A 16852-nucleotide genomic window follows, 5' to 3' on the forward strand; every position below is an offset into this window, starting at 1 on the left:
CCGCAGCGAGAACGCCGCGTTATCCACAAACAGTTCCGCCAGTTCCGCATAGCTGCTGCCCGTGATGTGCAGCTCCAGCGCAGGACGCGCCGCGCCGCGCAGCTCGCGCCGCACAAGCGCCGCAGTCCCTTCCATTGTCCTGTTGCCGATGATTATCATGTAAAATCCTCCTCTATCAAGTTGACAGGCTGAAAATGTTCTGCCAGGTGCCGAAAGAGACATCGAGCATATTCCAATCCCGCACCGTAAAGTAGCGCACATAAAGCCCTGCCGGCGAGTACCTCTGCCAGGCAAACTGTATCCCATCGCCGCTGACCTCCTCGCAGATGACCCAGGCGAGGACGGTGCTTGTCTCGGATGGCGCGTTTGCGGCGTTGCATGCGTAATAATAGCCGGTTTTATAGGCGTTATCCCAGTCGGTTACGGTTTGTACCGTGGATGCGCCAGAACCAATAAAGGGAAACCACTCTGAGAAATGGCCGCTGCCCATGTAAATGCGGAGCCCAGCCCAGGGGTTTCTGCTGTAATAGTTATTGCGTATGGCGAACTGCACATCGTCGATGGTGAGGCCGTAACAGGTATCACTGCGCACTCCTGCAGCGCTGTCCGGGGCATTAGCAGCATCTCCGCCGCTTTGATATAGCCCTGTGCTGGTAGCGTCGTTCCAGTCGGTCACTGTTTGCGCTGTTTTACCCAACGCGCCCACGTCCGCGGCCGCCAGCGTCACCGCGCCGGTCTTGCCGTTGACCGACGAGACATCGCCACCGCCGCCCTCCGGTGCGGTCATGGTGCCGTCCTCATTGACGGTGACGTTTCCGCCGTTTTTGACGCCGCCGAGCGCGGTCCCCGCGACCGGCAGGACATAGTTGTTGGCCCCGGTTGCGACGCCGTTGAGCTTGGTTTTGTCTGCGGCAGACATGAATCCCGCGGCGCTGGTGGTGGCCGCGCTGTGGGTGTGCCCGGAGGCTGCCGCCCCGATCGACGCGGGGGTGTGGGTGTGGTCCGCTGCCGCTGCTCCCACCTCCGCCGCTGTCGGCGTCCAGCTATCCGGCCGCGCCCCAACGTCTGAGGCGGTCAAGTGCAGCGCGGGCAACAGGGATTCATCCAGTTTTCCCGACACGCCGAGCGCCGGCACATCGCCTTCCTCAGTGCCGATGTTTTTTCCGGCCGCCGTACCCGCGCCGGTAATCTTCCCCAGCGGAAGATCGGGGAGATCATCCGCAGTGAGCGCCTGCGTCCCCGTAACCAGCCCTTTGGAGTTGAAGGTGATTTTGCTGCCTGTTCCAGCCGTGGTGATCTCCTTGAGGGCCGCAGTCAGGGTGATGTCGGCGGTGCCGTCAAACGCCTGTGCCTGGGCCGCCACGTCCCCTGTGACGGAGACGGTGCGGGAGACAGACAGGCGATCAGCGGAATCGGCCTGCACCGCTTGATCGACATAACCCGGCCGTCCGCTGGCCGCATATTCAGATTTGAGCATATCGCCGCCGCCCAGCGCGGAGAGCTCCTCCGGCGTGACCACCTGCTTCCACACCGCCTGCTCTCCGGTTTCATAAAGCAGATACGCCCTGCCGCTGCCGCTGTTGACCCAGATCGTACCCGGCCTGTGATCCACATCGGACGGCGAGGGCGCTTCCTCCCTCACGACGACTGCGGGGGCCGCGGCATAGGGGAGATCGTTCCAGTGTTCACGGCCGTCGCCGATTTTAAATTGATTGGCGCCGGTCTCCAGACCCACTTCGCCCTTGGCCAGGATCGGGTTGACAGTGGTCCATCGATCCGCCGTGTCGTTGCGAAGGACAATGTTGCAGTTAAACGTTCCAGCCATCCGCATTCCCTCCATCGATCGCTGTAATGTCGTTGTAATCTGAACCGACGACGTAATACTTCCGCTCGGCCGGATCCCAACGGTAGCTCTTGTTCGCCCCGGTGTCCAGATACAAAAAATACTGGTTGCCGGTCTCGGGGAACTCCCCGCGCGAGGCGTGGGGGGAGAGCACCGTCTCCCCCACCGTGCCCAACGCGTCGTAAAACTCCGTTTCAGAGCCCTTATAGCCGCCGAGCCGCGCCGACTCGTACGCGTTGCGGCCCGCCCCTTTGATTTCAGCGACAATCTGCGGGCCGCTTGTGAGCTGCACAGTGATGTTACTCATATGTCACCTCCGGCAACAATTCAAAAGCGCTGGCCGGCACGATGGTGGTTACCTCGCCGTCAGCGCTTGTGTACTGGATATCGTAATAATAGGTTCCAAAGCTGAGGCTCTTGGTGTCGTCCGGGTCGATCTGAACGACCGCCTCGCCGCCCGAAAAGGCCGTGACCGTTTTTCCGATCAGCTTGTCCTCATCCTGCTCGTAAAGGCTGTGCTTCACCGTGAAGTAAAGCGTAGCGCCCGCCTCGAACGGCACCTGTTCGCCGTCCCGCGTCATCCGCACCACGATGCGCTCGGTGTCGCCGCGGGTCATCTGGATGTCTGTGCCTGTGATTTGCATCTTGTCGCCTCCTTACGAAAAATACTCCGGGAATGTCAGGCGGTCGCACGGGTCGCAAGCGAGCAGCGCTTTGTTGTAGTACTGTATGTTTACCCCAGAGGTCTGTGCCACTGCGACAATCGTATCATCATTGTTTACATGATAGACTGTTGAATCGCTGGCGAAATATAAGGTACCGGCCGGTGTAGCCACGATCTCATATACGGATGCACTGTATGATATTTTTTTAATTTCGTTCAATGTGCCTGTGACCTTGTCAAGACTTGCAAACCATAATCCCTTAAACGTGCTCGCACTGAGAGCCAAGACTACAGAGCCATCCGGCAATTCACACGCTGCCGTGACATTCAGGCTACTTACATCCGAAATTATATCTGATACAGCATTTTCGCATGTGCTTCCGCTGTTGAGATATACGTTTATTGCACTGTTTGACATTCTGCCCGAAAAATATATCGACTCTCCTGTGGATAACGTTAAACAAATTGGGTCACTTTTGTCCGCCGTTGCTAATCGGTTGGACCCCCAAACCTCGATATCAGTTTCGACGAGATATCTGGCGCTGTTAAGATAGCCTATCGACCGCATCTTTCCGTTACTTCTCAACCCCGGAGACGCCCCAAAATAGCCAAATTTCGAGCTTGATTTTTCCAAATTCGCCATGTCCGAACTGATTTTGTAAGTTGCTCCGTAGCCTTCCCCGTAATCTCCTTGCGTTGTCACAACAATACTTTCTCTGTTCGGCGTGACAAACACATTTGCAAGGGTGCGAATTTTGCTGTCAACGGTATGCCACGATGACGTGCTCGGAAAGGCCGCTATAATATCTCCTGATTCAAGCGCTAATTTTGAAACTCTGAATCTTGATTGCGGAGCATCTTGTACATTGTATATGCCCGTCAATACATACAGACAGCCGTTAATCGTGTCTACTGCAACATCAGTTATCCCAGATTCCGTCTCAGTATATGTATTCTGTAACGTTGTTGTCCAAACAGTATCTCCCGCCTCGGTAATCTTCGATATGGAATTTTCCCCGGACTTAACATACAAAAAATATTCGCCTTTATTGTGCAGCTCCCACGCCCCATCCTTGACAACATACAGGTCCACCCCCGTCCATCCGCCCGCGGTTGTGTACCATACCGCGCTCACGATATGGTAACTGATCTCATCCACATTGCGCAATGGCTTTGCCAGCGGCATGTTGTCCTTGCTGGTGTACGCGATGTACAAGGTTCTATCTGCGGGGTTCTCCGGTCGAGACGTGCCGAACACCAGATTGACGTTGTGGATGTTGATATCCAGCGCCACCCACAACCCGTTTTCTTTGACTGGCGGCGCGGTGAGACCCGTGTACACGTTCCACTGGGGCACTCCGCCCCCTCCAGTCCTAAAAATCGTCGGCATTACAAATCCCCCCTTATGATGATCCGCACCGGCAGATCGATTTCCGGCTTATCGCCCCACGCCTTGACGGTGATCTTCCCCGCGGTCTGCCCGCCGTCCTGCATATTCGCCGCCTGAAGCGCTATGATCTGTTCCTCGGTGGCGCTGGTGGTGGGCAATATCTCCTGCACGCTGGTGGTTGTCACGCCGGACACCGACAGGCTGTAGGTGTACGGCGGTTCGCTCCCTGCCCAACTGGACGCATACAGCGTCGCGGTGCGCAGGGCGGACTTCGCCACCTTGGCGTTCCAAGTTGTTCGCTCCGACGACGTGATGTGCTTGGTGCTGTCGGACACATGAGATGCCGGCGCCGCGCCCACATCGCTGGCGCTCGGCATCCAGCTTTGGGGCCTCGCCCCCACCTGCGCCGCAGTCACCCCATGCGGGTTCTGCCGGTTGCCTGTATGGGTGTATGCTGTGTTCCAGTTGGCGACCTTTGTCGAGGTGACGCCGTCAAGCGTGCTTTTGTTGCTGTGGGTATGCTCGTCCTCGACCGCGCTGTTCCACCCGGCCTTATCCGCCGCCGTCACATGAATCTCCGGATTCTCGCGGTGATCCTCCGCCTTTTTCAGCTCGCCGTCGATGACATCCATGTTGCTGTTCGGCACGTCGATGTCATAAAAGTCTGTGATCCTGGGCTTCTGAATCGGATAATTTGCCGTATATACCTTCTGTTCTTCAGACATAGAGCGGTAATTCCTCCTCTTTTAGTTTTTTATGGGTCCAATCCTCATGCGCTTTGAGCTTTTGGTAGGTCACACCCATTGTGACGCCGCCCTCGGTCCAGGTCTTCATCAGCCGCTCATGGGTGTAATATTGGATGATATACTCGCACTCCAAATGCGCGGGCTTGATCTCCTCGATCGCCGCCTTCAGGTCGTCCAGCCGGGGCGGGACGCCGATCTGACTCACAAACTGGATTTGGAACCGATAATCCCCCGGGCCGGGGCTGACGGTCACCTCGCCGTTGGTGAAGCTGCTCGCCACCTGACGGATCATCTCCTCGGTGGAGGTGCCCGCGCCGCGCATCTTGCCCTGGATGCGCTCCCGCCGGGCAGCGTAGTCCCCGGGCGGCAGGCTGTGGTCCAGCCCAAACGCGGTCTCCCACTGCTCGAGCCCCCAGGTCGCGGTGGAGAGGTCGAACTGATCGAACAGGTCGAAGCGCGCCCGCCAAAGCTCGTTTACCACGGCGCTGAGCGCATTCTGCCAGTCGCACATTTCGGGACTGTTGGCGTAGCAGGGCGGCAGCAGGTCGATGAGGCGCACCGCCCGGTCAGCGGATCTCGGTGTCAAAGCTCTGGCCATTGATCTCCACCTCCCCGACAACCGGCGTTTGATTTTCTGCGTTCTGGATGTTGGCTTGACCCCCATTCACCAAAAGCCCGGCGACCTCCTTGACCCCGTCGACATCCATGAGGATATAAAGGATGCGGTTATAAGAAACCGGGTTTGCGGTAAAGGCGATGTCCGCAAAGTAGCCGGCCAGCCGCTCCCGAAACCGCTTCACGATATCCTCCAGGGCCGCTGTGCCAGCGAGGGTGACGGTGGCGGTGACGCCGATGGTGTTTGCAGCGGCGCTCTTCACCGTGACCGTCGCGCCGATCGGGCGCTGGGTCTCGATATACGCGGCGCACGCATTCTTCACCTCTTCATCGACCGGCTGCATCCCGGAACCGGCGATCAGCACCTCGACGCTGCCCGCCTGGTCGCCCGCGCTCACCTTGGCCGCGCTGACGCCGGGGCATTCCAGCGCCCACTGCTCATAGTGGTGGATGTTGCCGCTGGTGGCGGGCTTTTGCAGAAACGCATACAGGCGGTTCACCAGCTCGGCGTCCGTTTCGGGGTCGGTGCCGCCCTGTGCCGCTGCAGGGTTGGTCACGCCGGTGATCCCCTGCAGCGGGCTTCTCATCCCGGTAATCGTATCGGCCGCGACGTTGTAACGCGCGCCGGCCTCCTCGGCCGCCACTTGGATGGACGCCCCGCTTCCGCTCATAATGGTCATCGTTTCCTGTGTGACAAAGCCGAGGCCGGACGCCGTTGTAAAAACAAAGCCTTTCGGCACGGTGACGCTTCCTTCGGTCGAAACCCACACCGCGGTCTCGGCCTTCTGCCCCTGTTTGCGCCGGATGCCGTAATAGGCGCAGCGCTGGTCGATAAACCGGCCGCTGGTCTCGTCCACATACACCATGGGCGCCAGCTCATTGAGCGACTGGTAAACCTTATAAAGCTCCAGCGCCACCGGGCCGATCAGATCGCCGATCAAGCTGCCCTCGTTGGTTTGCAGGTCTGTTTTCAGCCCGGATAGGATCGCCTGCTTGATCGATTCGGGCGTGATCGTTTCATACATCGACTGTTACCTCCCCGTAAATAGTGGTGAGCCGGCAGCGGATGCTGAGCAGGCCGTCGGCGAACTCCACCTCGATATCCCCCACATCCTCGATGTAGGGGTTGACCAAAAGGCATTCCTTCACATAGCGGATCGCCTCGGCGCGCTTGAGCTCGTCGGTATACTGCTGGCCGATCAGCGCCTCGCATTCGTTGCCGTAATCCCAGGTGTAGATTTCATAGCGGTAGCGCGGGACATGCAGCGCCTTCCAGGCCCACACCAGCACCGCCTCCGCCCCGGTTACGGTGACCGGAAGGCCGTACCGCCACACCGGCGTATCGGTTTTATAGTCCCATTTGACCTCAACGGGGACGGGCAGCTCCGCCGCCCGCTGCGCTGAACGCGGCTGTATCATGGGAAACAGGTTCATACCGTCACCGCCTTACATTTACAAATAATCAAAAATGTCTGGTCGTCCTCGCTGAGCAGGACCACCCGGTCCCCCGCAGCCAGCCGTGCGGGGTGCGCAAGCGACGCGGCCGTCAGCGCGCTCGGCTTCACCGTGATCGAACTGACCGACCCGCCGTCGGAACAGCTTGCGCTGACAGCGAGCGTGCCCGTCAGGCCGCCCAGGGCGACCGCCGGTTCGGTGTAGCCCAGCAGGTCGGCGTTGACGAGCAGGTCCTCTGCGGTCAGCACCAGGCCGCCCGCCTGCACCGTGAGCGGCGCGGCGGTGAGCACAGTGCCCAGCCGGATCGGGCTGCGGCTGCGCTCGGCCACATCCCGGCGCACGGTGTTGAGAATCACATTATAAGGGTTATCCTCCAATCGCTTCACCCACTTCCTTTTCATCCATCATCGCTTTGAAATTGAGCACCAGGCGGTTGTAATACTGGCCGTTCTTCCAGGTGTGCGTGTCGCTGTCGATGTAGAACAGCCCATACAGCCCGGTGTACGGCTCGCGCACAATCGCGCAGCCGCCGGTCACCAGCGAGGGGTCGCCGAGGCAATTGACCGTGATCTTCTGCTCCGGGTCCTCGCTGAGCATGCTTTCCGCCTGGGTTTGCGCGTCGTTGGCCTGTTGCAGATACTCCTGCATCAGGCCGTATAGCTGCACGGCGCCCTCCCGCTGCACCGTGCTTTGCAGCAGGCCGTCCTGGTTGTAGATCGCGACCGAGTTGACCATGTTTTCCACGCTCTCGGTCACGCTCGCGTCCATCAGGTTGCTGTCGCCACGGATGACCGTGACCCGCCCGGACGGCCCCTTGGCGCGCACGCACAGCCGGTCGCCGTCAAACCCGATGTGGTATTTCTCGCCGGTGGTGCGGCCCGCGATGGTGTACAGGGTGGCGATGATCTCGTACAGCGTCTGCCCCAGGAACTTGCGCGAAACCGTCACGCCGGTCGCGGCCAGGCCGCCCGTATCGATGCCGTATTCGCCGCACAGCTCGGCCACCACAGCCTCGGGCGCTGCATCCACCACCTTTTTGGCGGTGCGGATGCGCTTGAGGTAAAACCCGCGGTCGTAGCAGGTGAGGTCGATGGTGTTGGCCGCGGTGCTTTTGGTCCGGCTGATGACATAGCCGTCGAACAGCGTCTCGCCCTCGTGGGTGAGGCGCACCGCGCTGCCCACCGGGCAATCCACCTCGGGCACCCGGCTATCGGTGGGGAAGGAAAGGAGCGACGCCTGCAGGGTGCGCGCGATCTGCTGGTAATCGCCGCTCACCGAGACGGTGGACACCAGCCCGGTGACGTCGTAGCCGCCGCTTTCGTTGGCCAGATAGAGCTCCATCGTCACACCCCCAGTTTGGAGCGGGACGGGATCTTGATGACCTCGCCCGCATACAGGATGTTGGGGTTGGAGCGGCCGTTGTATTTGGCCAGCGCGGTGTACACAGCCGGTTTATCGCTGCCGTAATACCGGCGGCAGATGGCGCAGAGGGTGTCGCCGTATTTCACCTCATAGGTTTGGTCGGAGCCGCCGGAGCTGCCGCGGTCGGACGCGCGCGGCTTGTTGCCGGTGGAGGCCCGCTCGGTCTCCACCGCGTCCAGCTCGCGGTACTCCTGCAAGCGGATGGCCGCGTATACGTCGTTGGTGCCGTCCTGCTCGCCGTAGGCGATGTTCTCCACCAGCACCGGCAGGTTGACGGTGGTATCGGAAATGACAAAGCGGAGCACCGTATGCCGGTCGCTCCACCGTTCAAAGGTGTTGACATAGTTATAGGGCGTATCCTCCGCGCGGCTGAACACATAGTCGTTTTCGGGGAAGATGCAGTTGATGGTGATCTGCGCCAGGGCGCCGCCGCCCGCGAGGTTGACGTCGCCCGCCTCGTGGATGTTGATCTTTTCCACACGGATGCCGTGATCCAGTTGAAAGTTTTCCGGTGTGACGGGCAGCACCAGCTCGCGGCGCCCGGCGGTATCTTTAAAAATAAATTTACGGAGCAATTGCTCACCTCCATTTCTGGGTAACAAAACGCGCCGCCAGGCGAGGTGCCTGCCGGCGCGGAAAAGGGATGGCCCGGATGGGAAAAACGGGCAAAACAAAAGCACGCGCGCGGCGTGCTTTTGGCGGGGTTATTCGGGTTTTTTGAGGTGGGGGGACGGGGTTTCGTCGCCCAAAGTGATGGCCTCCGCAGCGTCGGGGTTCGCGTAAATCCAGACCTCATCATCACTCCGTTTATACAGGACATTGCCGTCGATGAGCTCCTTATAGCCCTTCACAGCTGCGAACATCCCGAGCTCCTTTTCGATCTTATCTTTGTTCTTCGGGCTGAAGATGCCGACAATCTCGTCCAAATAAAAGCCGACCGCCTCTGCTCCATCCTCCATATCGATATCAGTATAAATCTCGATGGAATAGATGCAATCTTCATACTCTGCGTATTCAGGTTCCTTCTCCCCAAAGCAGTCGATATAAATTTGCAGATTACTTTCTTTACTCACACCATATCCATGATCCTCGGGAGCAATCACCGGCTCTTCAAATATTTCCAGTATTTGCAGCTCTGGGTATCCCGCTTGCCGCCCCTTTTCATTGAGGGTTTCAATCAGCTCGTCGCCCTTTAGTGCGAACCAGCCGGTGGTTGAATCCTCTTCTCTTTTCAGCGCGGCCACCCCGTTGACCGGCGCTGAGGAACAGGATGTGAAACCGGCCACGATTCCCACCGCCAACAACGCCGCTATCATTTTTTTCATGGTACGCCCTCCTTTTCAGGACAATTATACCATGTACGGATAAATTTCACAATTAACTCACCGCCTGGGTGCGGGTCAAATTTTCAGCGATCGCTTTGGCGATTCTGTCGATATCCGCCTCTTCGCGCACCACAAAGCTGTTGCCGGTCACCGATACCTGCACGCCGCTGTCGTAGCTGCGCGCTTCCGCTGCGGTGAGCACCCGCTCGCCCTGGTGCAGCACAGCGTAAAAATTGTCGTGCGGCACATAACTCAGGCCAAAGGCGTTGCTTCGCCCATAGCCCGACATCAACTTTTTGTCTTGTGCTGAGACCGGCCGCATTCCCACGCTCTCCATGACAAGCTCGTCGTTATAAAATGCGAGCTCAAAATCGCTCATAAAGCCTTCATGGAAGGACTGCGCAAGGTCATAGCCGAAGCGCTTCCAAGCCTCGTTGAGCGGGGTGCGTAGCTCCTCAATGAGCTGCTTTTCGGAGCTCTCAATCGCCCGATAATCGTCCGAATTCCGGTACGCCGCTTCGCCTTTCATTTTTGCAACTTCGAGCTGACGGCCCGCTTCCGCCTCGCCGATTCCACCCATCTTGTAAGTCTCCAGCACTTTACTTTGAGATTTCCTTATATACTTTTCTTGATCGTTTTCCGCCGCCGCCTGCTGAATGGCGTTTGCACTCTTGATCGCCTTGATGGCCTCCCCGTTTCGTTCGAGGTATTGAATCTGTGCATCCAGACCCTTCATCCGTTCCTCGTTGTACGCCTCGCCGGCGGCCATCTCGATCTCCTGAGTCAATTGTTCCAACTTTTGCAGCTTCCCCGCATAGATGGAGCCTAGCTTCCAATCGACCAAGCCGTTCCAGGCTTCATCAGTCATATTTCCCTGCTTGAAACCCACATCACCAAGTTCGCGATAGGCTCGGTCCACATCGCTCTGTGCAGCCAAACCACTTCCCCTGCCAAGGGAATCGGCCTGTTCCTGTTTTACCGCTAGATAGCGTTCGCTCAGCAGATTGGCAAATGCGTCTTTCTCTTTTTCCGCAATCTGTGTCGCGCCGTTGACCAGACCGGTCAAGGTTCCCACAGCCGCGCCCACTGGAGCCATAATTCCGCCCATTGCGGCGCCCTCGATCGCTCCATTGAGCGCTCCGGAAAGCGCACTGCTCATCATGATGCCGAAATCTTCACCGAAATCGCTCGCCATCACTTGAACACTCTTTGTGGCCGAATCAACGGCCATCTTAGTCAAATTGGATTTCAGCAAATTTTTAGCGGCAGCTTCCGATGAAAATATTTCCGCTAGAGTGGATTTCACGGTGGATGACTGTGTTCCCATACCAGCTTTCGCCCCGTTGTCACTCCCGCGGGATACTGCGCCCTGATCTGCGCGGTTATTATTTTTACTCAGCCAATCCTGAAAATTTCCTAAAGTCCGGTCAAGCTCTTGGATGACTGACGCTACCTCTGAAGAAGTCGCCTGTTTGGGTGTTACCCTTGCCACAACTTCACCTCCTGTTCATCTGTGAGAGGGGCGGAGCCTCGCCGGCCCCGCCCCCCCTTTATAGAATCTACCGCTTTTTCCGTTGTTCCATATCGTAGAGGAAGAACGCGCGCAGCAGCACCTTCTCCCCCTCGGGCAGCCCGTAATAGCCTCCCGGCGTCAGGTGATGCTCCCGGAAGAGATAGTACATCAGCTGCAACTCCGGTTCCTCCTCTACTTTTTTTTAACGTCCTCCAAGGTGAGGGTGCGGTAGCCCGAAAGCAGCTCGATCTCGCGCGACAGGTCCTCGATCTCGCCGGGCAACAGCAGCTTTTTAAGCAGCTCCGCCGGGGTGTGGGCGTGGTATTTTTCCGCCAGCCGCTTATCCTTGAGGTTGGGCGACACCACGCCCCCCAGCAGGATGTGCAGGCCCATCTCCTCGTCGCCCGCGTGCGCCTTTTTGATCTCAGCCACGCGGCTGAAGGGCAGCGCCTTGAGCTCAAACACCACGTCCCTGCCGCACAGCTCGCTCAGCCGCTTGAGGCGCACCTGCTTGCAGGGCAGCTCGGGCGGGTCGAGGTTGAGCAGAAGCTCCAACACGTCGTTCATCAGTCTTCCGCCTCCACGGTGTCGAGGTACTCGTAATCGGTGAAGGTGAACGGGCACTCGGTCGAGCCCAGGGCGTCCGCCTCCCAATCGGCCAGGGTGAGGTCGTCGAAGCTCACGTTCTTGAGCACCACGCGCTCGGTGCCGTAGGCGTCGGGATCGCTGAGCTTCGAGATGATGGTAAAGCGCACGTCGCGCCCGTTGCGGATCATATCGCCGATGGCCAGGGCCATGCGGCTGCTCACCTTGTGCAGCTTGAGGCTGCCGGTGTTGGAGATGCTGCGGATCTTCTTGTCGGTGGTCATCTGGCCGCAGAGCTTCACGTCGTCCTTGTTAAACGAGCTCTTGGCCTGCAGGCCGTAGCATTCGCCCACAAAGTCGCCATCCAGCCACACTTCGCCCCACGTACCGCTGATTACTCTTTTCGCTGTATCCATCTGTTTTTCCCCCTCTTAAATCGCAATCTGCAAATCGATGTCTTCAATCGCATCCAGAATCTTCACCCTGGCGCTCAGGAAAACCTTGTCCGCGGTGTCCGCCTCTTTGATCTCCTGGTCGGACAGTGCGCTTACGTCCACGCCGGCGCCTTTGAGATAGGCGCGCTGCGCATCCAGGTTGATGCCCACTTGCGACGCGCCCCTTTGCAGGATGCCGCCGAGCTCCAGCGTCTCAAGATAGCCCTTGATGGCGCTGATGAGCAGGCATTTGTTGTCGTAGCTGTTGGAATATTTGCCGATGTAGTTGTCCTGCACGGTGCGCTTGATGTCCTTGCGGAGCATGTCCACCACCTCGACGATTTTGATCTTCTGGAACGCCGCGCCCTTCTCCTGCGTGGTGGTGGTGAGCGAGTTGACGCCGCGCGCCACCTTCACCTTTTCGCCGTCGTGGCAGAGGATGAGCTTGCCGTCGTCGATGGCTTCGTCCATCTCGCTCTTGGTCATGCGTTCGATATCCGCCACCTCGGGCAGCGGGGCGTAGGTGCAGGAGATGGTCATCGGGGTGCCGGCCAGCAGGCCCGCGATGCGGCTGCAATACTGGGTCGCCGAATAGACCTGCCCCTCCCCCACTTTAATATTCGACGCGGTAAAATTGATGACGCCCTCGTTGTTCTTTGCGCTGTTGGGCACCACCGCTTTGGGAGTGGCGTCGTCCGCGCGCTGGGCCTTGACCCATTCGGCCAGCGCGTCCGCATCCGCCGCAGCAGCGGCTTCGCCGTCCTCGCCGATGGGCGTCGGGCCGGCCAGGTAGTCGGCCTCGACCGTCTGGAAATAGCTGAGCGCCGAGGTGAACTCCTCCGAGGCGCCCAGCACATAGGCGATCACCTTGCGCGGGGCGTTGATGTAACCGGTGAAGGCCTGCGCCAGGTAGCGCTTGTTCTCGCTGTCCAGCCCGCTGGGGATTTCGGCGGCCGAGGTCATCACGTGCGCGCCCTGTAGGCCGACGGCGGCGTCCCTGACGATCACGCCGACCACACCCTTCTCGCTCCGTTTGATTGCGGCGCCCGCCGCGGTTTTAAACTCGATGTTGATGTTTGGCAGTCCCAAAAATATCATCCTTCCTGAATTAATGTATGTACCTGCGCCATCAGCGGCGGTTCCGGCCGGGCCTGCGGGTCCTGCGGCCGGGATTCGTTGTAGCGCAGCTGCACATCGATGGTTGCCTTGTCCATGTCGCGCGCCCCCTTGTGGGCCGCGAGCTTGAGCGCGCGGTCGGCCACCCGGAGGTACCCCGCGCAGAAGGCGCGCGCCGCCTGCTCCTGTAGCTCCATGAGCTCGCGCGCGCCGGTGTTGCCGTAGGAATCGACGCCGCCAAATGCGGTGATGACAAACCGCTCGGTGCGTTCGATCGTGTTTGCGTTGACCTCGCGCACCTCGCTCTCGATGTTTTCAATCAAAAAGCTGGGGCGCTCAAAGCCGGCCGGCACGCGGTCGAGGTAGACCGCCCTGCAGGAGGGTGCGGCCCGCACCAACTGCCCGCTGATCGCGTCGATGATCTGAATGCTGTCAATCAATGGAAAACCTCCTCCGGGCTGACGAGCGCTCACAGGTCCCATTCCCTGCGGATCTCGTACTCGTTTTGATATTCGCCGCGCAGGTGGACGGCCGTCAGGTGGTAATCGACCCCGTCGACCTCCACCAAATCGCCCTCCCGAAGCTGCACGGCCTTGGGGGTGGTCAGGGTGTAAACCGCCTCGGCCCGCGCCATCGGGGACTGCGGGCGGTATTCCCGGCGCTCCTCCGCGACCGCGGCCGGGAACCGGGCGATCTCCTCTGTGCCGCCCAGCGGGCGCTTCAAGCTGTCCTTCCCGGCTGTGGGCCGCCGCGCGATGCACGCCGCCGGCTGCACGCACACCCCTACTGCCTCGAGGTGGTTGCGCCCGCAAAGGGCCACCCCGGTGATCAGGTAGTGCCTGCCCTGCCAGCGGATCGCGTGGTGCGGGGTGAGCCCGCGCCGGCGCAGCAAAAACCGCGTCAGCTCCGCGCCCGCTCCAGCAGACGCGAAGGGGTTGGTGTTGTCCCCCTCATAGAGGTTGCGCTCGCCGCTCATCTCCACCTGCGCCCAGGTCCGGTCGATCCGCTTCCAGGAGAACTCCTGCTCCCGCTGGTCAAGGGCCAAAATTTCGATTCGTTCGTTCAATCTTCCCGCGTCCATCGGCCGTCACCTCACTGTTGTGCGGCCTTGTACAGGCCGAGAATCGCCTCCGCCAGCCAGTTGGCGCGCGGCGCATCCACGGTCAATTGGCGGTTGTCATACAGGTCGGTGCAGAGCATCAGCACCGCCGCCGTCAGGTCCTCATGCTGGTCGATCTGCTCGTCGGTCATGCCGGTGTACCCGCGCACAAACGCCTTGGCCGCCTCGAGCAGCAGCTTGGGGGAGACATCCTCCCCGCGGCCGTCCATCTTCGCATATCCTCGCACTGTGTCCAGGGTAATCTCGCTCACCTTCATCGGGCCTCGCCTTCCTTTCGTTGTTTCATGGGGTCGCTGCGGGCCGGCCGCCCGGCTCTGTCACCGCGCGCCGCCCCCTTCCGCCTCCCCGCCGGGCACGGCCGGTTTCTCCGGCCGGATGCACCGCGGGAAGATGCAAAAGTCTACGCCGTGCTTCGCCCGGTTGTTCCACAGGCAGTCCCGGCATTTATTTCGGATCATCCATCTGCGCTTCATCCTCATCCCCCTTGCATTCTGTTTTGAGACCTTGTCCATGCTATCAGTTTATCACCGGATTTTTCCCCGCGCTGTGCGTCTTTCGCCCCGCAGGGCCCGGCCCCGGTCCGGTCGAAATTTTTCCCATCCGTTCCATGCTATCAGTTTAACACCCGGTTTTTCCCCGTGCTGCGTGACTTCTTCCAGATTCACACAAGCCCCAGATTTTTGGCGGTGAAATAGATGAGGCGCTGCCGCCACCGGGAATAGGTCGAATAGTCCGCGTCGCAGGGGTAGGGGTACTGGCGGCAGATGTTGTTCATCACGGCTGTGCGGTACTCGGGCGGGATTTCGACGAGCGCCTGCTCGAGCGCCTCGCAGTCCTCGTCTACACGCGCGAGGCGGATCGCCCGGTTCTCGGTGGGGCTGCTCACCCGGTTGCCGCGCGGCTGGCCGTCGAACACGGGCGTGGCGTACAGAATTTCCTGCCGCTCGGCCTTCATCCGCTCATAGTCGCGGATGTGGTAGAGCACCCGCATGTACACGTTGTGCGGGAGCTGGTAGGGGTTGTTCCGTTTGCGCTGATACTCCTTCATACCGCTCCCTCCCCGTTCCGGCCGCGCCCGTCCGCCTCGGCGAACAGATAGGCCACCGCATTGTTGCGCGGGAACGCGCCCGCAATTAAAAAAGCCTCCTCCAGGTCGAGCGGCGCTTCGCGCGCCAGCTTGGCGCGCAGCCGGTCGAAGCGGATGCCGGTGGACAAAGCGAGCTCCCGTTCGGTCAGCTCGAACCGTCCCATCTCGGCCCGCAGGTTGGCAAAGGCGATGTGATTGTTCTTCATCGATGCTGCACCTCCATTTTCACGCAATGCGTGATTTCTGCTCTTATTAAATCATGCATTGCGCGATTTGTCAAGCGATTTTTCTTGCAATGCCTGAAAAAAATGTTATAATGCAGTTAGGGGGTGATTCACCATGTATTTCTATGAAATTCTGCAACAGATTCTGGACGAAAAACATCTGACAATCCCCCAAGCGGCCCGCGCGTGCGGCCTGCCCGACGGCACCATCCGTTCGATTTTATCCCGCAAAAGCAAGAGCGTGACCATCGAGGTGGCCTTTAAGCTCTCCCATGGGCTGGGGGTTTCGTTGGAGCGCCTCAATGGAAGCGAAGAAGCGCCCCCGCCTGTGCTCAGCGAGGACGCTTCAAAAAAGTTGGAGCAGTTGGCCGAGCTTGCCGGCCGTTTGACCGAAGAGGAGTGGAAGCAGGTCATGGATTATGCCGAGCTGCTGTTAGCCGCTGGGCAAAATCGTAAAGGCGGGAGATGAGCGCCTCGGGGTCGCCCGAGCGTTCTGCGGCGCGCAAAAGCCATTCCCGCCGCTCCTCCTGCTGCGGCGCGGAGCGGGGAGCCCCGATTGCTGATATCGTACCCTGTTCCTTCATCGCATACACCTTCCTTAGTGGTCAGAGCAAGACGGATGTTTTTGTTGTTTAAACGTTTGTTCTTAACTAACTGATTATAGATTACCATATTTTGGAACAAAAATCCATCCTCATATCCCCCAATCCCGCGCGCGAATTTTTGTGATATCCCGAAAGATTGGTCGATAAACAGGTCTTTTGCCCGAAAACTGTCAAACGGGCGATTTGTCCGCCCGCGAAGGACGAAACAGCCCTGTTTTGCAAAAAATATTCCCAGCAACGTAAAAACAGTGCAAAATGGTTTGAATTCTTTGAAAGATTATGCTAAAATATGTACAATCCATTTCTATTCTGTGAGGAGGTATTTTTATGGAAAACAATGAGACCATCGTGGTAGATCAGCAGGAGGTGCAGCAGGGCAAGGCGTTTGCCATCCTGTCCTATTTCGGCATCCTGTTCCTGATCGGTCTTCTGGCGGCCAAGGAGAACAAGTTCGTGCAGTATCATGTCAATCAGGGCATTTTGCTCTTGTTGTTCAACATCGTATGCTCGATCGTTTCTGTGATCCCCTTCATCGGTTGGATCGTCGGCATTGTCGGTTCGATCTTTGGCTTTGTCCTGTTCATCATGGGCATCGTCAACTCCGCAAAGGGCGAGGCGAAACCCCTGCCCCTCATCGGCAAGCTGTTCACCATCGTGAAGTCCTACTGATAACAAGCGCAACCAAAAAGCGCCGCTTTCGCACGAGAG

Annotated in this window: 25 protein-coding genes; 2 read left to right on the forward strand and 23 right to left on the reverse strand. The window is 59.0% G+C overall.

The window, feature by feature from the left end:
* Positions 1 to 175 precede the first annotated feature (175 nt).
* From H8711_RS11170 to H8711_RS11275, 23 genes are all read right to left on the reverse strand, one after another.
* Complete coding sequence (locus H8711_RS11170) at positions 176 to 1825, reverse strand: hypothetical protein (RefSeq protein WP_249283528.1); 1650 nt, start codon at positions 1823 to 1825, stop codon at positions 176 to 178.
* Positions 1809 to 2150 carry a hypothetical protein gene (locus H8711_RS11175; protein ID WP_249283529.1) on the reverse strand — a complete coding sequence of 114 codons (342 nt, stop codon included), beginning with the start codon at positions 2148 to 2150 and terminating at the stop codon, positions 1809 to 1811. The genes H8711_RS11170 and H8711_RS11175 overlap by 17 nt, the downstream gene beginning before the upstream one ends.
* Positions 2143 to 2487, reverse strand: coding sequence for a hypothetical protein (locus H8711_RS11180; RefSeq protein WP_249283530.1), 345 nt, complete (start codon positions 2485 to 2487; stop codon positions 2143 to 2145). The genes H8711_RS11175 and H8711_RS11180 overlap by 8 nt, the downstream gene beginning before the upstream one ends.
* A 12-nt stretch (positions 2488 to 2499) precedes the next feature.
* Positions 2500 to 3897, reverse strand: a complete 1398-nt coding sequence (locus H8711_RS11185; protein ID WP_249283531.1) for a hypothetical protein — start codon at positions 3895 to 3897, stop codon at positions 2500 to 2502.
* The gene (locus H8711_RS11190) at positions 3897 to 4622 is read right to left on the reverse strand and encodes a hypothetical protein (RefSeq protein ID WP_249283532.1); all 726 of its coding nucleotides are present in this window, start codon (positions 4620 to 4622) and stop codon (positions 3897 to 3899) included. Before H8711_RS11190 ends, H8711_RS11185 begins: the two co-directional genes overlap by 1 nt.
* Positions 4615 to 5241 (reverse strand): putative phage tail protein, encoded by a 627-nt coding sequence (locus H8711_RS11195; protein ID WP_249283533.1) that lies wholly within the window; start codon positions 5239 to 5241, stop codon positions 4615 to 4617. The genes H8711_RS11190 and H8711_RS11195 overlap by 8 nt, the downstream gene beginning before the upstream one ends.
* Complete coding sequence (locus tag H8711_RS11200) at positions 5210 to 6283, reverse strand: baseplate J/gp47 family protein (protein ID WP_249283534.1); 1074 nt, start codon at positions 6281 to 6283, stop codon at positions 5210 to 5212. The genes H8711_RS11195 and H8711_RS11200 overlap by 32 nt, the downstream gene beginning before the upstream one ends.
* The gene (locus tag H8711_RS11205) at positions 6276 to 6692 is read right to left on the reverse strand and encodes a DUF2634 domain-containing protein (protein WP_249283535.1); all 417 of its coding nucleotides are present in this window, start codon (positions 6690 to 6692) and stop codon (positions 6276 to 6278) included. The genes H8711_RS11200 and H8711_RS11205 overlap by 8 nt, the downstream gene beginning before the upstream one ends.
* Positions 6689 to 7114, reverse strand: coding sequence for a DUF2577 family protein (locus H8711_RS11210; RefSeq protein ID WP_249283536.1), 426 nt, complete (start codon positions 7112 to 7114; stop codon positions 6689 to 6691). The genes H8711_RS11205 and H8711_RS11210 overlap by 4 nt, the downstream gene beginning before the upstream one ends.
* Positions 7080 to 8054: an XkdQ/YqbQ family protein gene (locus H8711_RS11215; RefSeq protein ID WP_249283537.1), complete on the reverse strand. Its 975-nt coding sequence runs from the start codon at positions 8052 to 8054 to the stop codon at positions 7080 to 7082. The genes H8711_RS11210 and H8711_RS11215 overlap by 35 nt, the downstream gene beginning before the upstream one ends.
* Before the next feature lie 2 nt (positions 8055 to 8056).
* Positions 8057 to 8710, reverse strand: coding sequence for a LysM peptidoglycan-binding domain-containing protein (locus tag H8711_RS11220; RefSeq protein WP_249283538.1), 654 nt, complete (start codon positions 8708 to 8710; stop codon positions 8057 to 8059).
* Between the two features lie 129 nt (positions 8711 to 8839).
* On the reverse strand, positions 8840 to 9460 hold the full coding sequence (locus tag H8711_RS11225) for a hypothetical protein (protein ID WP_249283539.1): 621 nt from the start codon (positions 9458 to 9460) through the stop codon (positions 8840 to 8842).
* 52 nt (positions 9461 to 9512) lie between these two features.
* Positions 9513 to 10655: a hypothetical protein gene (locus H8711_RS11230; RefSeq protein ID WP_249283540.1), complete on the reverse strand. Its 1143-nt coding sequence runs from the start codon at positions 10653 to 10655 to the stop codon at positions 9513 to 9515.
* 364 nt (positions 10656 to 11019) lie between these two features.
* Positions 11020 to 11151 carry a hypothetical protein gene (locus H8711_RS14065; protein ID WP_283245941.1) on the reverse strand — a complete coding sequence of 44 codons (132 nt, stop codon included), beginning with the start codon at positions 11149 to 11151 and terminating at the stop codon, positions 11020 to 11022.
* A 14-nt stretch (positions 11152 to 11165) separates the two neighbouring features.
* Positions 11166 to 11540 (reverse strand): phage tail assembly chaperone, encoded by a 375-nt coding sequence (locus H8711_RS11235; protein WP_249283541.1) that lies wholly within the window; start codon positions 11538 to 11540, stop codon positions 11166 to 11168.
* On the reverse strand, positions 11540 to 11974 hold the full coding sequence (locus H8711_RS11240) for a phage tail tube protein (RefSeq protein WP_249283542.1): 435 nt from the start codon (positions 11972 to 11974) through the stop codon (positions 11540 to 11542). The genes H8711_RS11235 and H8711_RS11240 overlap by 1 nt, the downstream gene beginning before the upstream one ends.
* A 15-nt stretch (positions 11975 to 11989) precedes the next feature.
* A complete protein-coding gene (locus tag H8711_RS11245) occupies positions 11990 to 13081 on the reverse strand; it encodes a phage tail sheath C-terminal domain-containing protein (protein ID WP_249283543.1) in 1092 nt (363 codons plus the stop codon).
* A 5-nt stretch (positions 13082 to 13086) separates the two neighbouring features.
* Complete coding sequence (locus tag H8711_RS11250) at positions 13087 to 13548, reverse strand: phage tail terminator family protein (protein ID WP_249283544.1); 462 nt, start codon at positions 13546 to 13548, stop codon at positions 13087 to 13089.
* 29 nt (positions 13549 to 13577) lie between these two features.
* Positions 13578 to 14174 (reverse strand): head-tail adaptor protein, encoded by a 597-nt coding sequence (locus H8711_RS11255; protein WP_249283545.1) that lies wholly within the window; start codon positions 14172 to 14174, stop codon positions 13578 to 13580.
* Between the two features lie 26 nt (positions 14175 to 14200).
* Positions 14201 to 14485, reverse strand: a complete 285-nt coding sequence (locus H8711_RS11260) for a head-tail connector protein (protein WP_249283546.1) — start codon at positions 14483 to 14485, stop codon at positions 14201 to 14203.
* Positions 14486 to 14545: 60 nt separating this feature from the next.
* Positions 14546 to 14701 carry a hypothetical protein gene (locus H8711_RS11265; RefSeq protein WP_249283547.1) on the reverse strand — a complete coding sequence of 52 codons (156 nt, stop codon included), beginning with the start codon at positions 14699 to 14701 and terminating at the stop codon, positions 14546 to 14548.
* Between the two features lie 188 nt (positions 14702 to 14889).
* The gene (locus H8711_RS11270; protein WP_249283548.1) at positions 14890 to 15276 is read right to left on the reverse strand and encodes a hypothetical protein; all 387 of its coding nucleotides are present in this window, start codon (positions 15274 to 15276) and stop codon (positions 14890 to 14892) included.
* Positions 15273 to 15521, reverse strand: coding sequence for a hypothetical protein (locus H8711_RS11275; RefSeq protein WP_249283549.1), 249 nt, complete (start codon positions 15519 to 15521; stop codon positions 15273 to 15275). Before H8711_RS11275 ends, H8711_RS11270 begins: the two co-directional genes overlap by 4 nt.
* 133 nt (positions 15522 to 15654) lie before the next feature.
* On the opposite strand from H8711_RS11275, the gene H8711_RS11280 reads away from it, so the two are divergent.
* Both H8711_RS11280 and H8711_RS11285 read left to right on the forward strand, forming a co-directional pair.
* Complete coding sequence (locus H8711_RS11280) at positions 15655 to 16008, forward strand: helix-turn-helix domain-containing protein (protein WP_249283550.1); 354 nt, start codon at positions 15655 to 15657, stop codon at positions 16006 to 16008.
* Between the two features lie 463 nt (positions 16009 to 16471).
* Positions 16472 to 16813, forward strand: coding sequence for a DUF4870 domain-containing protein (locus H8711_RS11285; protein ID WP_249283551.1), 342 nt, complete (start codon positions 16472 to 16474; stop codon positions 16811 to 16813).
* The last annotated feature ends 39 nt before the right edge of the window (positions 16814 to 16852 follow it).

It is taken from the genome of Ligaoa zhengdingensis (assembly GCF_014384885.1).
Lineage (GTDB): Bacteria > Bacillota > Clostridia > Oscillospirales > Ruminococcaceae > Ligaoa > Ligaoa zhengdingensis.